We start from the raw sequence: 15,456 nt of genomic DNA, 5'->3' as shown, positions 1-15,456 counted from the left end.
ACGCGCTTCATAGTGTTGGCGTTCCGTTGTAATAAAGCTGTCACATCCGAGGGACGCGGGCGTTTGCGTGGCTTGAAAAGCGTAGTCAGAACCTCCACTTGTAGCAACAAGTGAGAGTGCCGGCCGGTCCCAAGCGGCCGTGCAAAGAGCCCGGCAACGGGACGATGGAAAGGACATAAAATGACGAAGAAAACGTCTGTAGCGAGCAGCACTGCCTACCCTGTTCTGCCCCTGCGCGACATCGTGGTTTTCCCGCATATGATCGTGCCGCTGTTCGTAGGACGGGAAAAGTCGATCCGTGCGCTCGAAGAGGTCATGGGTTCCGACAAGCAGATCATGCTGGTGACGCAGATCAACGCCAGCGACGACGATCCGGATCCTTCCGCGATCCACAATGTCGGCACCGTGGCGAACGTGTTGCAGCTCTTGAAGCTGCCCGACGGCACCGTGAAGGTTCTGGTCGAAGGCCGCGCCCGCGCCGAGATCGACACCTATACCAGCCGCGAGGATTTCTATGAGGCGCTCGGCCATGTGCTCGAGGAGCCGCATGACGATCCGGTCGAACTGGAAGCCCTGTCGCGTTCGGTCGTCTCCGAATTCGAGAGCTATGTGAAGCTCAACAAGAAGATTTCGCCCGAAGTGGTCGGCGCCGCCAGCCAGATCGACGACTATTCCAAGCTCGCCGATACGGTTGCTTCGCATCTGTCGATCAAGATCACCGAGAAGCAGGAGATGCTGGAGACCACCAGCGTCAAGCAGCGCCTCGAAAAGGCCCTCGGCTTCATGGAAGGCGAGATCTCGGTCCTGCAGGTCGAAAAGCGCATCCGCTCGCGCGTCAAGCGCCAGATGGAGAAGACCCAGCGCGAATACTACCTCAATGAACAGATGAAGGCGATCCAGAAGGAACTCGGCGACGGCGAGGAAGGCCGCGACGAGATGAGCGAACTGGAAGAGCGCATCTCCAAGACCAAGCTGTCCAAGGAAGCCCGTGAAAAGGCCGATGCGGAACTGAAGAAGCTGCGCCAGATGAGCCCGATGTCGGCGGAAGCCACCGTCGTGCGCAACTATCTGGACTGGCTGCTCGGCATCCCCTGGGGCAAGAAATCGAAGATCAAGGCCGATCTCAACAATGCCGAGAAGATCCTCGAAGCCGATCACTTCGGTCTCGACAAGGTCAAGGAGCGCATCGTCGAATATCTGGCCGTGCAGGCTCGCGCCACCAAGATCAAGGGCCCGATCCTCTGCCTTGTCGGCCCTCCGGGTGTCGGCAAGACTTCGCTCGCCCAGTCGATCGCCAAGGCGACCGGCCGTGAGTATGTCCGCATGGCGCTTGGCGGCGTTCGTGACGAAGCCGAAATCCGCGGTCACCGCCGCACCTATATCGGCTCGATGCCCGGCAAGGTCATCCAGTCGATGAAGAAGGCGAAGAAGTCCAACCCGCTCTTCCTGCTCGACGAGATCGACAAGCTCGGCCAGGATTATCGCGGCGATCCGTCCTCGGCCCTGCTGGAAGTGCTCGATCCGGCGCAGAACATGACCTTCATGGACCACTATCTGGAAGTCGAATATGACCTGTCGGATGTGATGTTCATCACGACGGCAAATACGCTGAATATTCCGGCGCCCCTGATGGACCGCATGGAGATCATCCGTATCGCCGGCTACACCGAGGATGAAAAGCGCGAAATCGCCAAGCGGCACCTGCTTCCGAAGGCCATCAAGGAACATGCGTTGCAGCCGGAAGAATTCTCGGTCAGCGACGACGCCCTGATGGCGATCAGCCAGCAGTACACCCGCGAAGCCGGCGTCCGCAACTTCGAACGCGAACTGATGAAACTCGCCCGCAAGGCGGTCACCGAGATCATCAAGGGCAAGACGAAGGCCGTTCATGTGACGGCTGCCAACATCTCCGACTACCTGGGCGTCCCGCGCTTCCGCCATGGCGAAGCCGAGGGCGAGGATCAGGTCGGCGTCGTGACCGGTCTTGCCTGGACGGAAGTCGGTGGTGAGCTGCTGACCATCGAAGGCGTGATGATGCCGGGCAAGGGCCGCATGACGGTCACCGGCAATCTGAAGGAAGTCATGAAGGAATCGATCTCGGCAGCGGCCTCCTATGTTCGCTCGCGCGCTGTCGATTTCGGCATCGAGCCGCCGCGCTTCGACAAGAGCGACATCCACGTGCACGTGCCGGAAGGCGCGACGCCGAAGGATGGCCCCTCGGCCGGCGTCGCCATGGCAACCGCGATCGTCTCGATCATGACCGGCATCCCGGTGGACAGGCATGTGGCCATGACCGGTGAAATCACCCTTCGCGGTCGTGTGCTGCCGATCGGTGGTCTCAAGGAAAAGCTGCTCGCAGCGCTTCGCGGCGGCATCAAGAAGGTGCTGATTCCGGAGGAAAACGCCAAGGACCTGGCGGAGATTCCCGATAACGTGAAGAACAACATGGAGATCATCCCGGTATCCCGCATGGGCGAGGTGATCAAGCATGCGCTGATCCGGCGACCGGAGCCGATCGAATGGGACGGCACGGTAGAAACGCCCGTCATCGCAACGGTCGAAGGCCTCGATGAGACGGGCGCAACCATAGCGCATTGAGTGGCCTTTGCCACATTTACGCCCAATTGGGGCAAAACACGCAAAAAGGCTGGCGGAAACGCCAGCCTTTTTTGTGAAAACGTCATGTAGACGCTTGCTTTTCCTTGATTTGCAGGGCTTTTGGGTTTTCGGCGGGCCTGATGAAACCTATTCTGCGCCTAGCTTACTTTTGAGTCGTTTCATACCATTTAGAAAGGGGTGGAAACATGAACAAGAATGAACTCGTGTCCGCAGTAGCCGAAAAGGCAGGACTGACGAAGTCTGACGCGGCTTCCGCTGTTGACGCGGTTTTCGACGTTGTCCAGGCTGAACTCAAGAACAAGGGCGACATCCGCCTCGCGGGTTTCGGCAGCTTCACCGTTTCTCATCGTGCCGCAACGAAGGGCCGTAATCCGTCGACGGGCGCTGAAGTCGACATTCCGGCTCGCAACGTGCCCAAATTCACGCCTGGCAAGGGCCTGAAGGACGCCGTCAACGGCTGATCTGATATTATCCGTCAGCCGGAAACGAGACCGGTTGTGAAGGATTTGAGAGGGGTTCGGCTTTGCCGGATCCCTTTTGCTTTAGGAGCACTCTTGCCGCCGCGCGGGCTTTGATCTACGACATTTCTGTTCTCAGGGCGGGGTGAAACTCCCCACCGGCGGTAAGAGTTTCGGCTCGAGCCCGCGAGCGCCTTCCCTCGTGTCCAAGCGGGGGAAGGGTCAGCAGATCCGGTGCGATTCCGGAGCCGACGGTTAAAGTCCGGATGGAAGAGAATGAGTGTCGGTCGTGCGAAGGGCAGGGGTCTGTCCTGTGTCGCTTGGTCGTGGCTCATGCGTCCTGATTTATGTTGGTCCCTGTTTTGGATGAAAGACATGAATCAGACTTCCCTTGCAGTCTCGCCGTCCCGCGCCGTTGTCGGCGCACTCTGGATGGTGCTTGCCGGCATTGCTTTTTCGCTTCTCAACGTCGTCACCCAATGGCTGACGATGAAGCTTGCCTTTCCCTCGGCGTCGGCAGCCTTCTGGCAATATGGCTTTGCCTTCCTGTTTTCGTTGCCGTTCCTTAAGAGGCTCGGCCTCGCGGCGATGCGCACGCACTATCCCTGGCGTCACCTCGCGCGCGTCGCGCTTGCCGCGCTCGGCGTCGAGGCCTGGGTCGCCAGCCTTGCCGCCGTGCCGATCTGGCAGGCGATCGCACTGGTGATGACCTCGCCCTTCTTCATCATTCTGGGTGCCCGGCTTTTCCTCGGTGAGCGCGTCGGCCCGGCCCGCTGGGCCGCGACGGCGGCGGGTTTCACCGGAGCGATGATCATCCTGCAGCCATGGTCGGACGGCTTTGGCTGGGCAGCACTCCTGCCTGTGCTCTCGGCGCTGCTGTGGGGCGCCTCGTCGTTGATCACCAAAAGCCTGACGGGCATTGAACGACCGGAGACGATCACGGTCTGGCTGCTCGTTCTGCTGACCCCGATAAACGGCGGGCTGGCGCTTGCGGCAGGTTTTGCAGTGCCGACGGGTGCAACACTTGCCCTGTTCCTGCTGGCGGGGCTGCTGACCGCCGCAGCGCAGTATTTCCTGACGCTTGCCTATGCCGCAGCCGATGCCGCCTACGTCCAGCCGTTCGATGATCTCAAGCTGCCGTTGAACGTGCTGGCCGGTTGGCTGTTCTTTGGTTATGCGCCGGCGGGTTACCTTTGGCTGGGAGCGGCTCTCATCCTGTCTGCCTCGCTCTTCATCATGGGAAACGAGATGCGCCGGGAGCGCAAACCAGCCTGACGCGCTCAGGTACAAAATGTCGATTCTGTCATGCCTCTGTCATGTCGCTCCCGCAGAAAACTCCTGTTTCGAATGTTCGACACATGGGGGATTTCATGACAATTTCATCGCGCAAGGCAGCGCTTGCTGCCGTGCTTCTCGCATCCGTTGCCTTTCCGGCCACGGCCGAACCGGTTTTCAACCGCATCGCTTCCTTTCCGGTTGCGCAAAACCTGCCGGCTGACAAGGACAAGCTTTCGGTGAGCTCCGCCGAAATCATCACCGCGACCGACGACGGCAACACGCTGATCTATAGCGACAGCCCGCTCGGCGCGATCGGCTTCATCGACATTACCGATGCCAAGGCTCCGAAGGCCGGCGGCGCGGTGATGATGGACGGCGAGCCGACATCGGTCACCTCCAGCGCCGACAAGGCGCTCGTTGCCGTCAACACCTCCGAAAGCAAGGCGAAGCCCTCGGGCCGTCTCGCCATCGTCGACGTGGCGACCAAGAAGATCGAAAACAGCTGTGATCTCGGCGGCCAGCCGGATTCTATCGCCCTCAACAAGGATAAGACACTCGGCACCATCGCGATCGAAAACGAGCGCGACGAAAAGGTCAATGACGGCAAGATCCCGCAAATGCCGGCTGGCGACCTCGTCGTCTTCCAGGTCAAGAACGGCACCGTCGATTGCGGCACTATCAAGCACGTGGCGCTGACCGGGCTTGCCGGCGTCGCCCCGGAGGATCCGGAACCGGAATTCGTCGCCTTCAACAGCCTGAACGAGATTGCTCTGACGCTGCAGGAAAACAATGAGATCGTCATCATCGACGCCAACACGGCTGAAGTGAAGACGCATTTCTCCGCCGGCAGCGTCGATCTCACCGGTATCGACACCAAGCGTGACGGCGCCCTGAAATTCTCGGGCGAAGCCAAAGGCGTGCTGCGCGAACCCGACGCCGTGAAGTGGCTGGACGACAACCGCCTTGTCGTCGCCAATGAAGGCGACTACCAGGGCGGCTCGCGCGGCTTCACCATCTTCGACAAGACGGGCAAGCTTCTCTACGAATCGGGCGCATCCTTCGAACGCGCCGTCGCCCATATCGGCCACTATCCGGAAAGCCGGTCAGGATCGAAGGGCGTCGAGCCGGAAGGCCTCGAAGCCGCCAAGTTCGGGGACGATCAGTATTTCTTCCTGCTCGCCGAGCGTGCTTCGGTCGTCGGCGTCTATAAGGATACCGGTGCCGATCCCGAACTCGTCCAGCTGCTGCCGTCCGGCATTTCGCCGGAAGGCGCGATCGCCATCCCTAAGCGCAATCTCCTCGTGACTGCCAACGAACTCGACCTCGGAAAGGATGGCGGCGCGCGCTCGCATGTGATGATCTACGAGCGCTCGGAAGGCGAAAAGGCCTATCCGCAGATCGTCTCCGCCGAGAAGGACGGCAATCCGATCGGCTTTGCAGCCCTTTCGGGTCTCGCAGCCGTTCCGGGCAAGCCGGGCATGCTCTACGCCGTCAGCGACAGCGTTCTGGGCTCGCAGCCGACGATCTACACGATCGATGCCAGCAAGAAGCCGGCCGTCATCACCGACGCCCTCGTCGTCAAGCGTGACGGCGCCCCGGCCCAGAAGCTCGACATCGAAGGCATCGCGGCTGCTGCCGACGGCTCCTTCTGGCTCGCCTCGGAAGGTTACAGCGAGCGTCTGGTTCCGCATGCCCTCTACAACGTCAATGCCAAGGGCGACATCAAGGCCGAGATTGCCCTGCCGAAGGAGCTCTTCGTCAACGAAATCCGCTACGGCTTCGAAGGCGTGACCATTGTCGGCACCGGCGACGATGCGACGCTGTGGATGGCGGTCCAGCGTGAGTGGAGCGATGACGAGAAGGGCTTCGTCAAGCTCGTCTCCTACAATCCGAAGAAGAAGGAATGGGGTGCTGTGCGCTATCCGCTCGACAAGACGGAAAGCGGCTGGGTCGGTCTGTCGGAAATCTCCGCCCAGGGCAACAGCGTCTACATCATCGAGCGCGACAACCTCGTCGGTGATGCCGCCAGGCTGAAGAAGCTCTACAAGGTCGCGATTTCAGACCTGAAGCCCGCCAAGCTCGGCGGCGAGCTGCCGGTCGTCAAGAAGACCGAAGCCCACGACTTCCTCGGTGAGCTGAAGACCGCGACCAACGGCTACGTGCTGGACAAGCTTGAAGGCTTCGCCTTCGACGCATCGGGCAAGCCCTATGCGGTCACCGACAATGACGGCGTCAGCGACTCCTCCGGCGAGACCCTGTTCTTTTCGGTCGATCTCGTCGGCACGAACTGAGCCCACCAACTGACCTTGACGGATCGATGACACGAAAATGGCCGGGTTTTCGCCCGGCCATTTTCGTTTCGAAATGTCGGACGGCCTACCAGCGCTGATGCACATGCGGCGCGATCAGCCGCTCGTAAATCTCGCGCGTTGCTGCCATGACATCGGCCGAAAGCGGCGCCAGATTGGCAGCAGCCGCATTGCCCTTGGCCTGCTCGGCGTTACGCGCGCCGGGGATGACGACGGTGACGGCGTCGCTCATCAGGATCCAGCGGAGCGCGAAGGCGGCCATGGTGGCGCCCTCGGGCACCAGCTTGCGCACCTCTTCCACCGCCTGCAGGCCGACCTCGAAGGGCACCCCGGCAAAGGTCTCGCCGACATCGAAGGCTTCGCCGTTGCGGTTGAAATTGCGGTGGTCGTCGCTGGCGAAATGTGTGTCCCGGGTGATCTTTCCGGAGAGAAGACCGCTGGCGAGCGGTACGCGGACGATGATCGCCACGTTCCTGCGGCGTGCTTCCTGGAAGAACAGGTGATCGGGGCGCTGGCGGAAGATGTTGTAGATGATCTGGATGCTGACGACGCCGGGATATTCGATCGCCTTCAGGCCGTCCTCCACCTTTTCGACGCTGACGCCGTAACCCTTGATCTTGCCGGCCTTCTGCAGCTCGTTCAGGTCCTCGAAGACCTCCGGCTGGTAAAGCACCTCACGCGGCGGGCAGTGGAGCTGCACGAGGTCGAGACTGTCGACGGCAAGATTCGTCAGGCTGCGGTCGATGAAGCCTTCGAGATTAGCCTTGGTGTAGCCTTCCGCGACATGCGGGTTGAGGCGGCGGCCCGCCTTGGTAGCGACCATCGGACGCACATCGCCGCGCGTCTTCAGCACGTCGGCAATGATCTTTTCCGAGCGCCCGTCGCCATAGACGTCAGCCGTATCGATGAATGTCATGCCGGCATCGAGCGCGGCATTGAGCGCCGCGCGTCCGTCGGCCTCGCTGATATCGCCCCAGGAGCCGCCGATCTGCCAGGCGCCGAAGCCGACATTAGTGACGGTGAAGGGCATGCGGCCAAAAGCATGGTGTTTCATGAAAAATCCTCCCTACTGCATGTCGCCCGGAAGTGTGCGGGGACAACGACATGCATAAAAACAAAGAGCCAAAGCGCATCGCATGAATCAAGCACGATGCGACGCGCTTTGGTGATGAAAGCCACTGGAACTATCAGGCGGGTGACTCCGCGGCAATTACCGATCCGGCTTTGATTGGTCGCCTCGATGAAATATCGTCGCGATATAAGGCTTCAACCGCAATGAATGGAAAAGGAAAGATCATGGAGATCAAACCCGCCGGCTCTCGCCCCTCGACGAAGCCACCGGCCGACTATTTCACCGGCGCCGTTCGCCAGGATCCGCTGATGGAAACGCCGGCGCCGGCACGGGCGAGGGCGGTCTCCGTCACCTTTGAACCCGGCGCCCGCACGGCCTGGCATACGCATCCGCTCGGCCAGACACTGATCGTGACATCAGGTAAGGGCCTCGCCCAGAGCTGGGGCGAGGACATCCGCGAGATCCGCCCCGGCGATACCGTCTGGTTCGCGCCGGGCGAAAAACACTGGCACGGCGCTGCCCCGGACACGGCGATGACGCATATCGCCATCCATGAAGCGCTGGACGGCAGCCACGTCGACTGGATGGAAAAGGTCAGCGACGAGCAATATTCCGGTAAAGTGTGAGCTGATCAGAGCCGCTTCAGGCAATAGGAAAAATGCGCGTGCGATTCGACCGTCAGGAACTCGAATTGCCAGCCGTAATCCTTGCAGAATTTGGTGACCGCCTCGACGACGCCATAGACGATCGGCTTCACCGTATTGCCGGTGCAGAAATCATGCCCGGCAATGCGCCCCGTCCGCTTCACCTTCTTTTCGCAGAGCAGGAGTTCCTGCCAGGTGAGCTCGAACGAATGGTCGGTATCGATATAGGCCCAATCGAGGAAATCGTCCTCGAATTCGGCAAGCTTGTCGAGCGATGTGCCTTGCATCAGATGCAGCCGGCCGGCCGCGATCTCGACCGCGAAATTCGTGTGGATTGCATCGAGCCCGGAGCTGTAGCGATCCATTGACCAGGGATCGATGAGGTAGAGCTGCGCCGGGCGATTCTTTTCCAGGATCTCCGCCGTATATTCGCCGAAGGCTGCACCGACCTCGACGCCGATGCCGCCGTTCGGGATCCGATAAAGCAATTCGCCGCGATCCGGCAGCAGCCGGGCGTTTTCCATATGATGGGCGCTGAGCGGGGTGCGCGGCATGCTCGCCCGGAGCGCCTGCCTTTCTTCACGTGTCTTCATTTCTGATCTCGGGATTGCGGGCGACTGACGGCCCTGATGCGGTTTGACGGCAAGGTAGGAGCAGCCGGCACCGATGACAACCGCATGACGGGAATTTGCTTCTTTCGAACAAACCGCTAAGTTCCATCTGTGAACTGACGAAAAAGCCTCGGGAGGAGCGATTTCATGAGACGCATGTGGCCTGAAGAATTCAACGCCATCATCAGCGGAGCTGAGGAGGTGATGTTGGAAACACCAGCCGAGGCCGGCGAAGCGCCGCTGCAGCGCAAGGCGCTGAAGGCGCGAATCACCATGCAGGATTACGAGCGGATCTGGCCGCTCGCCGAGATGCGCTTCCGGCTTGGTGAAAGAGATGGCAAGGCCATCACGCTGATCACCACCAATCCCCATTACCACGCCTGGCACCCGAAGGACGGCGGCAGCGTCGATTCCGTGTCGGACAGTGGCCGCCATTACAAGACGGATTATCTCGTCGTGCACTTCCTGCTCGACGACGTGAAGGAAACGTCTCCCGCCTGAGGCTAAGGCCCGGTGCGGCCGGAAGCCGTACCGGCGTCCTGTGGAAGCCAAGTTGATCCCGACGCTGATGACAACGGCGGCGATATCGGTAAGCTTGGGCGAAACATATCCTTACGAAATTGGAGGTTCCCGTGACGGGCAACGTGCTGGATATCCCGGTCAAGACTGTGGATGGTCGTGAGACCACGCTCAACGAATACAGGGGCAGGGTGCTCTTGGTCGTCAATGTCGCCTCGAAATGCGGGCTGACCGTCCAATATGAGGGGCTGGAAAAGCTCTATGGGGAAAAGCGCGAGCGCGGCTTCGTCATCGCAGCTTTCCCCGCCAACGACTTCAAGGGTCAGGAGCCCGGCACCGACGCCGAGATCCTCGATTTCTGCACCAGCACCTATGACGTCACCTTCCCGATCTTCTCGAAGATCTCGGTCAAGGGCGAGGCCCAGCACCCGCTTTACCGGCAGCTGACCAAGTCGGGTGTCGCGACGACGGGTGACGGCCCGATGCGCGAACGCCTGAAATCCCATGGCATGACAGGCGGAGATGAGGACGACATCCTCTGGAACTTCGAGAAATTCCTGATCGGCCGCGACGGCAAAGTCGCCGCCCGTTTCGCGCCTGACGTGACGGCGGACGATTCGCGGCTGGTTTCCGCTGTGGATAAAGAACTGGCGAAGGGATGAATGGTGGGCCATGAGCACCCACCGGACAGCGGGATGCTCACTACCCCGATCACGCTCTCACATCTCAGTCGGAGAAAATGAGAAAGCGCATCCGGCGCCGTTCCAAGATCCTCAGATCCCAAGCACGGTCACAAGCGGGGGCGTAAAGTTCTTGAAGCCCACCCTCGGCCAGTCGCACCTCTTGTCGAATTTCGTCTTTGGTTCGTGGCGCTGGCATGTCGGATTCGTCTTGAATGCATATCCGGGCAGGGCGACGTATGTGGCACTTGGCGTGCCAAGGGCAATCGCGATGCACAGCATCAATGCGGAGCGCAGGGTCCTCATGGCACACCTCCAGGCGTGATGAACCTTCAAGCGCGGAGACTTTCCGGGCGGCGAATTCTCCCACTTTTGCCGGCCCCTATCCATTCGCCCAATAGGAGGTGGCGCGGTGGTTGGGAGTAGTCCGTTTTGCGGAGCGCTGGCGGGACGGCGCGCATCTGAAGCTGCCGGGATGTACGCCTTGCTGCGCCGGAACGTCTTGCCGCATGCTGCCTCGAGAACGCAGTCCTGCCCACAACTCGGACCGTGGTGTGCCGCCGAACGGGGGCATCGGCAGCCAGTTCACCGGATACGGAGAGTCGTGAAGAACCGATAGGCAGCGGGTGGGTTTTCAGTGTGGATGTAATCGCCATGAAATGGCAGACGATGGGCGTCCTCCAAACGGCGAGGGATGCCCATCACCCCACAGTCACTTCTGCGTGAGAGAAAATGAGAAGGCGCACCGGGCGCCGCTCATAAATGAAACGCGGTTTTGGAAAAACGAAAACGTATATTTATCGCCACTTTGACCGCTGTCTCTGAAAGACGCGGGGAATCGGCTGATGGTGCTTAAGACGCCGCGCTGGCTGGCTTTGCTGATTTCCAAGCTGCAGGCTGAATTGTCGGCATCGACCGAAAAATTAATCGGCAGATCTGACTGCATTCTCAGCAGATATGTTCTGGCTTCACGCGCCGGGGTTTCTCCCGAGGTTGTAATCGCCTGATCCCCGGCAGACAGGAACACCTCTTGCGCTGGCTCTCTGGCAATGCACGGCGGCGCAGCCACGCTGGCGAGAAGCAGCGTAGAGATGATGGCAACGGTTTTCATGAGGTGTCTCCTGACAAAACACCTTGCGCAGATCCTGATCGGATTAGCGAGCTAATTCGGGAGTCTAATTCCGATGAACAAGCAGCAGGAAAGATTGAAAATGGTGGGCGATGAGAGACTCGAACTCCCGACATCCTCGGTGTAAACGAGGCGCTCTACCAACTGAGCTAATCGCCCATCGCAAACGAAGCCGGATCGGCCTGCCGCGTTGGTGGCCGTGATCTATGCGGATCGCGGCAAAACCGCAAGAGTGTTTGTGAAGATTTTTTGATTTTTTTGGTGGTGGTCCCGTGTCTTGCAATGCCGCTTAGGTTCGGCTCGGCTGTGGAAAAGTGAGGGGAGGGCGACGAGCATGTCCGTTTCGAAGGCGCTGCGTCTGCGTCTGAGCGCCGCTGCGGAAGACGGAAGTGCCGGCTTTTGTTCGTCTGGCACCCAACCCGTAGAAACATTTCACGGACTGTCATGGTTTTGTCTCCAAACCTGCTTGACACTAAAAGGCGAACCCCGTAGTTAGCCGCTCATCGAAACGGGCAGCCGTTTTGGAGAGGGTGCGAAGGCATCCGGACTGCTTGAAATGAATTGCGGGTGTAGCTCAGTTGGTTAGAGTGCCGGCCTGTCACGCCGGAGGTCGCGGGTTCGAGCCCCGTCACTCGCGCCATTTCAAGTCTTGTAAAACGCAAATGCGATTTGTCGTTTGTCCGGTTCTCTTCTTCCTCGCGGCCGCAAAATGGCCGATCAATGCGCGGGTGTAGCTCAGTCGGTTAGAGTGCCGGCCTGTCACGCCGGAGGTCGCGGGTTCGAGCCCCGTCACTCGCGCCATTTCTCTTGAAAGCTATGCAGTTTCCAGTGGTCAGGCATGCGCGCTGAAGCGGCTTGCGCGGATTTGTCGCGACATCATTGCATGTGCTTGATAGTGTCCCTCGGCTACTCGTCGAATTGCTTCTGTAAAAGTCTTGCGCCGGGGCTTCGGCTGCGCTAACCACGGCTTGTTGCAACGCACGTTCGCTTGCCGGGCATTTGCCCAAATGCGCCACCTGGCGTCTCCGGCAAGCAGGGATGAACATGATGACTGAACTACTCAGTTCTTATATTCCAATCGCTATCTTCATTGCTATTGCGCTCGTGATCGGTCTGGCGCTGCTCATCGCGCCGTTCGCCGTGGCTTTCAAAGCGCCAGATTCGGAAAAGCTCTCGGCTTACGAATGCGGCTTCAACGCTTTCGACGACGCCCGCATGAAGTTCGACATCCGCTTCTACCTCGTGTCGATCCTCTTCATCATCTTCGACCTCGAAGTCGCCTTCCTCTTCCCCTGGGCCGTCTCCTTCGGCGCCATCGGCTGGTTCGGCTTCTGGTCCATGATGGTCTTCCTTCTCGTGCTGACCATCGGCTTTATCTATGAATGGAAGAAGGGAGCCCTGGAATGGGAGTAGCCCCTGTGAGCAATCAGCCGCTCGTCGCACAGCAGCCAAAAGGGATCATCGATCCTTCGACCGGCAAGCCGATCGGCAGCAACGACCCATTTTTCGGTGAGATCAACAACGAGCTCGCCGACAAGGGTTTTCTCGTCACCTCGACCGACGAGCTGATCAACTGGGCCCGCACCGGCTCGCTGATGTGGATGACCTTCGGCCTTGCCTGCTGCGCCGTCGAAATGATGCAGCTGTCGATGCCGCGTTACGACGTCGAGCGCTTTGGTTTTGCGCCGCGCGCCTCGCCGCGCCAATCCGACGTGATGATCGTCGCCGGCACGCTGACCAACAAGATGGCGCCGGCGCTGCGTAAGGTCTATGACCAGATGCCCGAGCCGCGTTATGTCATCTCGATGGGCTCCTGCGCCAATGGCGGCGGCTATTATCACTATTCCTATTCGGTGGTGCGCGGTTGCGACCGCATCGTGCCGATCGACATCTACGTGCCGGGCTGTCCCCCCACGGCAGAGGCGCTGCTTTATGGCGTGCTTCTGCTGCAGAAGAAGATCCGGCGTACCGGCACTATCGAACGCTAAGGGTTAAGGACAAGGCATATGAGTGAAGCCCTGACTGAGCTTGCGTCCTACCTTGGCGAAGCGCACGCCAACCTGATCGCCGCATCGCAGATGAAGTATGGCGAGCTGACGCTGACGACGACGGGTGAAAACCTGGTCGCGCTTCTGACCTTCCTGCGCGACGACGCCAAATGCGGTTTCGTCAACCTGATCGATATTTGCGGGGTCGACTGGCCGCAGCGCGAGTTGCGTTTCGATGTCGTCTACCACCTGCTGTCGCCGAAGAAGAACCTGCGCATCCGCGTCAAGGTCGCGACCGACGAGGATACGCCGGTTCCGTCGGCCTGCCCCGTCTATCCAGGTGCCGACTGGTTCGAGCGCGAGACCTGGGACATGTATGGCGTGCTCTTCACCGGCCATCCGGACCTGCGCCGCATCCTGACCGACTATGGCTTCGAAGGCCATCCGTTGCGCAAGGACTTCCCGACCACCGGTTTTGTCGAAGTGCGCTACGACGACGCCGCAAAGCGCGTCGTCTACGAGCCGGTCGAGCTGAAGCAGGAATTCCGCAACTTCGACTTTATGTCGCCCTGGGAAGGCACGGAGTATGTGCTGCCCGGCGACGAAAAAGCGAAGCAATAAATTCAAGGCGGCTGGTGGGCTTAGCCCGCCATTCACTGGTTATCTGAGAACGCGAGCCCATCGCCATGACAGAACATAACGTCCGCAACTTCAACATTAACTTCGGACCGCAGCATCCGGCGGCGCATGGCGTTCTTCGTCTTGTCCTGGAGCTTGACGGCGAAATTGTGGAGCGTGTCGATCCGCATATAGGCCTTTTGCATCGCGGCACCGAGAAGCTGATCGAGACAAAGACCTATCTTCAGGCCGTGCCCTATTTCGATCGTCTCGACTACGTCGCGCCGATGAACCAGGAACATGCCTATGCGATGGCCGTCGAAAAGCTGCTCGGCATTGAGATCCCGATTCGCGGCCAGCTGATCCGCGTTCTCTATTCAGAAATCGGTCGTATCCTCTCGCACCTTCTGAACGTCACGACGCAGGCCATGGACGTCGGCGCGCTGACGCCGCCGCTCTGGGGCTTCGAAGAGCGTGAAAAGCTGATGGTGTTCTACGAGCGCGCCAGCGGCTCACGCATGCACGCCGCCTATTTCCGTCCGGGTGGCGTCCACCAGGATCTGCCCGAACAGCTCGTGCAGGATATCGGCAACTGGTGCGACCCGTTCCTGAAGGCGCTCGACGACATCGACAACCTGTTGACCGGCAATCGTATCTTCAAGCAGCGCAACGTCGATATCGGCGTCGTCTCGCTGGAGGAATGCTGGGCTTGGGGCTTCTCCGGCGTCATGGTGCGCGGTTCGGGTGCGGCCTGGGATCTGCGTCGCGCCCAGCCGTATGAATGTTATTCCGATCTCGAATTCGACATTCCGATCGGCAAGAATGGCGACAACTACGACCGCTATTTGATCCGCATGATCGAGATGCGCGAGTCGGTTCGCATCATGAAGCAATGCGTCAACCGCCTGCTCTCGGATGCCAAGACCGGTCCCTTCTCGTCGATCGACGGCAAAGTCGTGCCGCCGAAGCGCGGCGAGATGAAGCGTTCGATGGAAGCGCTGATCCACCACTTCAAACTCTATACCGAGGGCTACCACGTGCCGGCCGGCGAGGTTTACGCCGCCGTCGAGGCGCCGAAGGGCGAGTTCGGCGTCTATCTGGTCTCCGACGGCACCAACAAGCCCTATCGCTGCAAAATCCGCGCCCCGGGCTACGCCCATCTGCAGGCCATGGATTTCATGTGCCGCGGCCACCAGCTTGCCGACGTCGCGGCCGTCCTCGGCTCGCTCGACATCGTCTTCGGTGAGGTGGACCGCTGATGCAGCTTCTGCCGCTGGCCGTCGTAATCCTTCTTTCGACATCCGGGGTTTCGGCTCAGGAGTCCGATAGCCTCGGCACGCCGCTGGGCCGTAAGGAAGAGACGCCGCCGGCGCAGCAATCGTCCATGGGCGAGCTTTTGTCCAAGGGCTATCAGATCAAGGCTGCCATTCCGAACGGCAGCAAATTCGTAGTGTTTATGCAAAAAGACCAGTCGGCCTATGCCTGCGAAATGCAGTCTTTGACCGCTTCGCGGTGTGGAACCCTAAACTGA

At 60.0% G+C, this 15,456-nt stretch carries 16 protein-coding genes, 3 tRNA genes and 1 riboswitch; of the genes, 14 read left to right on the top strand and 5 right to left on the bottom strand.

Annotated elements, in window-relative coordinates; genetic code table 11:
* Positions 1-180: 180 nt before the first annotated feature.
* The 4 genes from lon (at position 181) to AC1D2N_RS13395 (ending at position 6,646) form a co-directional block, all read left to right on the top strand.
* Complete coding sequence (lon, locus tag AC1D2N_RS13410; RefSeq protein WP_017959927.1) at positions 181-2,598, top strand: endopeptidase La; 2,418 nt, start codon at positions 181-183, stop codon at positions 2,596-2,598.
* A gap of 206 nt (positions 2,599-2,804) precedes the next feature.
* Positions 2,805-3,080 (top strand): DNA-binding protein HupB, encoded by a 276-nt coding sequence (hupB, locus tag AC1D2N_RS13405; protein ID WP_003558438.1) that lies wholly within the window; start codon positions 2,805-2,807, stop codon positions 3,078-3,080.
* A 124-nt stretch (positions 3,081-3,204) separates the two neighbouring features.
* A riboswitch (FMN riboswitch) is annotated at positions 3,205-3,359 on the top strand.
* Between the two features lie 84 nt (positions 3,360-3,443).
* On the top strand, positions 3,444-4,352 hold the full coding sequence (ribN, locus tag AC1D2N_RS13400; RefSeq protein ID WP_477981419.1) for a riboflavin transporter RibN: 909 nt from the start codon (positions 3,444-3,446) through the stop codon (positions 4,350-4,352).
* 83 nt (positions 4,353-4,435) lie between these two features.
* Positions 4,436-6,646 carry an esterase-like activity of phytase family protein gene (locus tag AC1D2N_RS13395; RefSeq protein WP_197728242.1) on the top strand — a complete coding sequence of 737 codons (2,211 nt, stop codon included), beginning with the start codon at positions 4,436-4,438 and terminating at the stop codon, positions 6,644-6,646.
* Positions 6,647-6,731: 85 nt separating this feature from the next.
* Here AC1D2N_RS13395 and AC1D2N_RS13390 read toward each other — a convergent pair whose 3' ends face one another.
* The gene (locus AC1D2N_RS13390; protein WP_130652184.1) at positions 6,732-7,718 is read right to left on the bottom strand and encodes an aldo/keto reductase; all 987 of its coding nucleotides are present in this window, start codon (positions 7,716-7,718) and stop codon (positions 6,732-6,734) included.
* Positions 7,719-7,960: 242 nt separating this feature from the next.
* Between AC1D2N_RS13390 and AC1D2N_RS13385 the strand changes: the two genes are divergently transcribed.
* Entirely contained in the window at positions 7,961-8,362 is a 402-nt protein-coding gene (locus AC1D2N_RS13385) for a (R)-mandelonitrile lyase (RefSeq protein ID WP_245484458.1), read from the top strand.
* Positions 8,363-8,367: 5 nt separating this feature from the next.
* On the opposite strand, the gene AC1D2N_RS13380 is transcribed toward AC1D2N_RS13385, so the two are convergent.
* Entirely contained in the window at positions 8,368-8,973 is a 606-nt protein-coding gene (locus AC1D2N_RS13380; protein WP_130652186.1) for a class I SAM-dependent methyltransferase, read from the bottom strand.
* A gap of 165 nt (positions 8,974-9,138) precedes the next feature.
* On the opposite strand from AC1D2N_RS13380, the gene AC1D2N_RS13375 reads away from it, so the two are divergent.
* Entirely contained in the window at positions 9,139-9,492 is a 354-nt protein-coding gene (locus tag AC1D2N_RS13375) for a hypothetical protein (protein WP_018241586.1), read from the top strand.
* A gap of 131 nt (positions 9,493-9,623) precedes the next feature.
* Complete coding sequence (locus AC1D2N_RS13370; RefSeq protein ID WP_018241587.1) at positions 9,624-10,172, top strand: glutathione peroxidase; 549 nt, start codon at positions 9,624-9,626, stop codon at positions 10,170-10,172.
* Between the two features lie 111 nt (positions 10,173-10,283).
* Here the strand turns inward: AC1D2N_RS13370 and AC1D2N_RS13365 are convergent, their stop codons facing one another.
* The 3 genes from AC1D2N_RS13365 to AC1D2N_RS13355 all read right to left on the bottom strand — a co-directional run bounded on the left by AC1D2N_RS13365 (position 10,284) and on the right by AC1D2N_RS13355 (position 11,478).
* Positions 10,284-10,496 carry a hypothetical protein gene (locus AC1D2N_RS13365; RefSeq protein WP_018447536.1) on the bottom strand — a complete coding sequence of 71 codons (213 nt, stop codon included), beginning with the start codon at positions 10,494-10,496 and terminating at the stop codon, positions 10,284-10,286.
* 406 nt (positions 10,497-10,902) lie between these two features.
* Positions 10,903-11,301 (bottom strand): hypothetical protein, encoded by a 399-nt coding sequence (locus AC1D2N_RS13360; RefSeq protein WP_028733659.1) that lies wholly within the window; start codon positions 11,299-11,301, stop codon positions 10,903-10,905.
* A gap of 101 nt (positions 11,302-11,402) precedes the next feature.
* A tRNA-Val gene (locus tag AC1D2N_RS13355) sits at positions 11,403-11,478 on the bottom strand.
* Positions 11,479-11,882: 404 nt separating this feature from the next.
* Here AC1D2N_RS13355 and AC1D2N_RS13350 point away from each other — a divergent pair.
* The 7 genes from AC1D2N_RS13350 to AC1D2N_RS13320 all read left to right on the top strand — a co-directional run bounded on the left by AC1D2N_RS13350 (position 11,883) and on the right by AC1D2N_RS13320 (position 15,456).
* A tRNA-Asp gene (locus AC1D2N_RS13350) sits at positions 11,883-11,959 on the top strand.
* A gap of 84 nt (positions 11,960-12,043) precedes the next feature.
* Positions 12,044-12,120, top strand: a tRNA-Asp gene (locus AC1D2N_RS13345).
* Between the two features lie 246 nt (positions 12,121-12,366).
* The gene (locus AC1D2N_RS13340; RefSeq protein WP_010055493.1) at positions 12,367-12,732 is read left to right on the top strand and encodes an NADH-quinone oxidoreductase subunit A; all 366 of its coding nucleotides are present in this window, start codon (positions 12,367-12,369) and stop codon (positions 12,730-12,732) included.
* The gene (locus AC1D2N_RS13335) at positions 12,723-13,307 is read left to right on the top strand and encodes a NuoB/complex I 20 kDa subunit family protein (protein ID WP_003547368.1); all 585 of its coding nucleotides are present in this window, start codon (positions 12,723-12,725) and stop codon (positions 13,305-13,307) included. Before AC1D2N_RS13340 ends, AC1D2N_RS13335 begins: the two co-directional genes overlap by 10 nt.
* A gap of 18 nt (positions 13,308-13,325) precedes the next feature.
* On the top strand, positions 13,326-13,928 hold the full coding sequence (locus AC1D2N_RS13330; protein ID WP_112902547.1) for an NADH-quinone oxidoreductase subunit C: 603 nt from the start codon (positions 13,326-13,328) through the stop codon (positions 13,926-13,928).
* Between the two features lie 65 nt (positions 13,929-13,993).
* Entirely contained in the window at positions 13,994-15,184 is a 1,191-nt protein-coding gene (locus tag AC1D2N_RS13325; RefSeq protein WP_018241591.1) for an NADH-quinone oxidoreductase subunit D, read from the top strand.
* Positions 15,184-15,456, top strand: a complete 273-nt coding sequence (locus tag AC1D2N_RS13320; protein ID WP_477981414.1) for a hypothetical protein — start codon at positions 15,184-15,186, stop codon at positions 15,454-15,456. The genes AC1D2N_RS13325 and AC1D2N_RS13320 overlap by 1 nt, the downstream gene beginning before the upstream one ends.

It is taken from the genome of Rhizobium sp. P1_B8, from assembly GCF_056406515.1.
This window is presented reverse-complemented; position numbering and strand designations above follow the sequence as displayed.

Excerpts from the sequence above, each read along its gene's own strand:
- AC1D2N_RS13380 (WP_130652186.1), bottom strand. The coding sequence starts at position 8,973 with ATGAAGACACGTGAAGAAAGGCAGGCGCTCCGGGCGAGCATGCCGCGC.
- AC1D2N_RS13330 (WP_112902547.1), top strand. The coding sequence starts at position 13,326 with ATGAGTGAAGCCCTGACTGAGCTTGCGTCCTACCTTGGCGAAGCGCAC.
- lon (WP_017959927.1), top strand. The coding sequence starts at position 181 with ATGACGAAGAAAACGTCTGTAGCGAGCAGCACTGCCTACCCTGTTCTG.
- hupB (WP_003558438.1), top strand. The coding sequence starts at position 2,805 with ATGAACAAGAATGAACTCGTGTCCGCAGTAGCCGAAAAGGCAGGACTG.
- AC1D2N_RS13335 (WP_003547368.1), top strand. The coding sequence starts at position 12,723 with ATGGGAGTAGCCCCTGTGAGCAATCAGCCGCTCGTCGCACAGCAGCCA.
- ribN (WP_477981419.1), top strand. The coding sequence starts at position 3,444 with ATGAAAGACATGAATCAGACTTCCCTTGCAGTCTCGCCGTCCCGCGCC.
- AC1D2N_RS13385 (WP_245484458.1), top strand. The coding sequence starts at position 7,961 with ATGGAGATCAAACCCGCCGGCTCTCGCCCCTCGACGAAGCCACCGGCC.
- AC1D2N_RS13340 (WP_010055493.1), top strand. The coding sequence starts at position 12,367 with ATGACTGAACTACTCAGTTCTTATATTCCAATCGCTATCTTCATTGCT.
- AC1D2N_RS13390 (WP_130652184.1), bottom strand. The coding sequence starts at position 7,718 with ATGAAACACCATGCTTTTGGCCGCATGCCCTTCACCGTCACTAATGTC.
- AC1D2N_RS13320 (WP_477981414.1), top strand. The coding sequence starts at position 15,184 with ATGCAGCTTCTGCCGCTGGCCGTCGTAATCCTTCTTTCGACATCCGGG.
- AC1D2N_RS13325 (WP_018241591.1), top strand. The coding sequence starts at position 13,994 with ATGACAGAACATAACGTCCGCAACTTCAACATTAACTTCGGACCGCAG.
- AC1D2N_RS13375 (WP_018241586.1), top strand. The coding sequence starts at position 9,139 with ATGAGACGCATGTGGCCTGAAGAATTCAACGCCATCATCAGCGGAGCT.
- AC1D2N_RS13360 (WP_028733659.1), bottom strand. The coding sequence starts at position 11,301 with ATGAAAACCGTTGCCATCATCTCTACGCTGCTTCTCGCCAGCGTGGCT.
- AC1D2N_RS13365 (WP_018447536.1), bottom strand. The coding sequence starts at position 10,496 with ATGAGGACCCTGCGCTCCGCATTGATGCTGTGCATCGCGATTGCCCTT.
- AC1D2N_RS13395 (WP_197728242.1), top strand. The coding sequence starts at position 4,436 with ATGGGGGATTTCATGACAATTTCATCGCGCAAGGCAGCGCTTGCTGCC.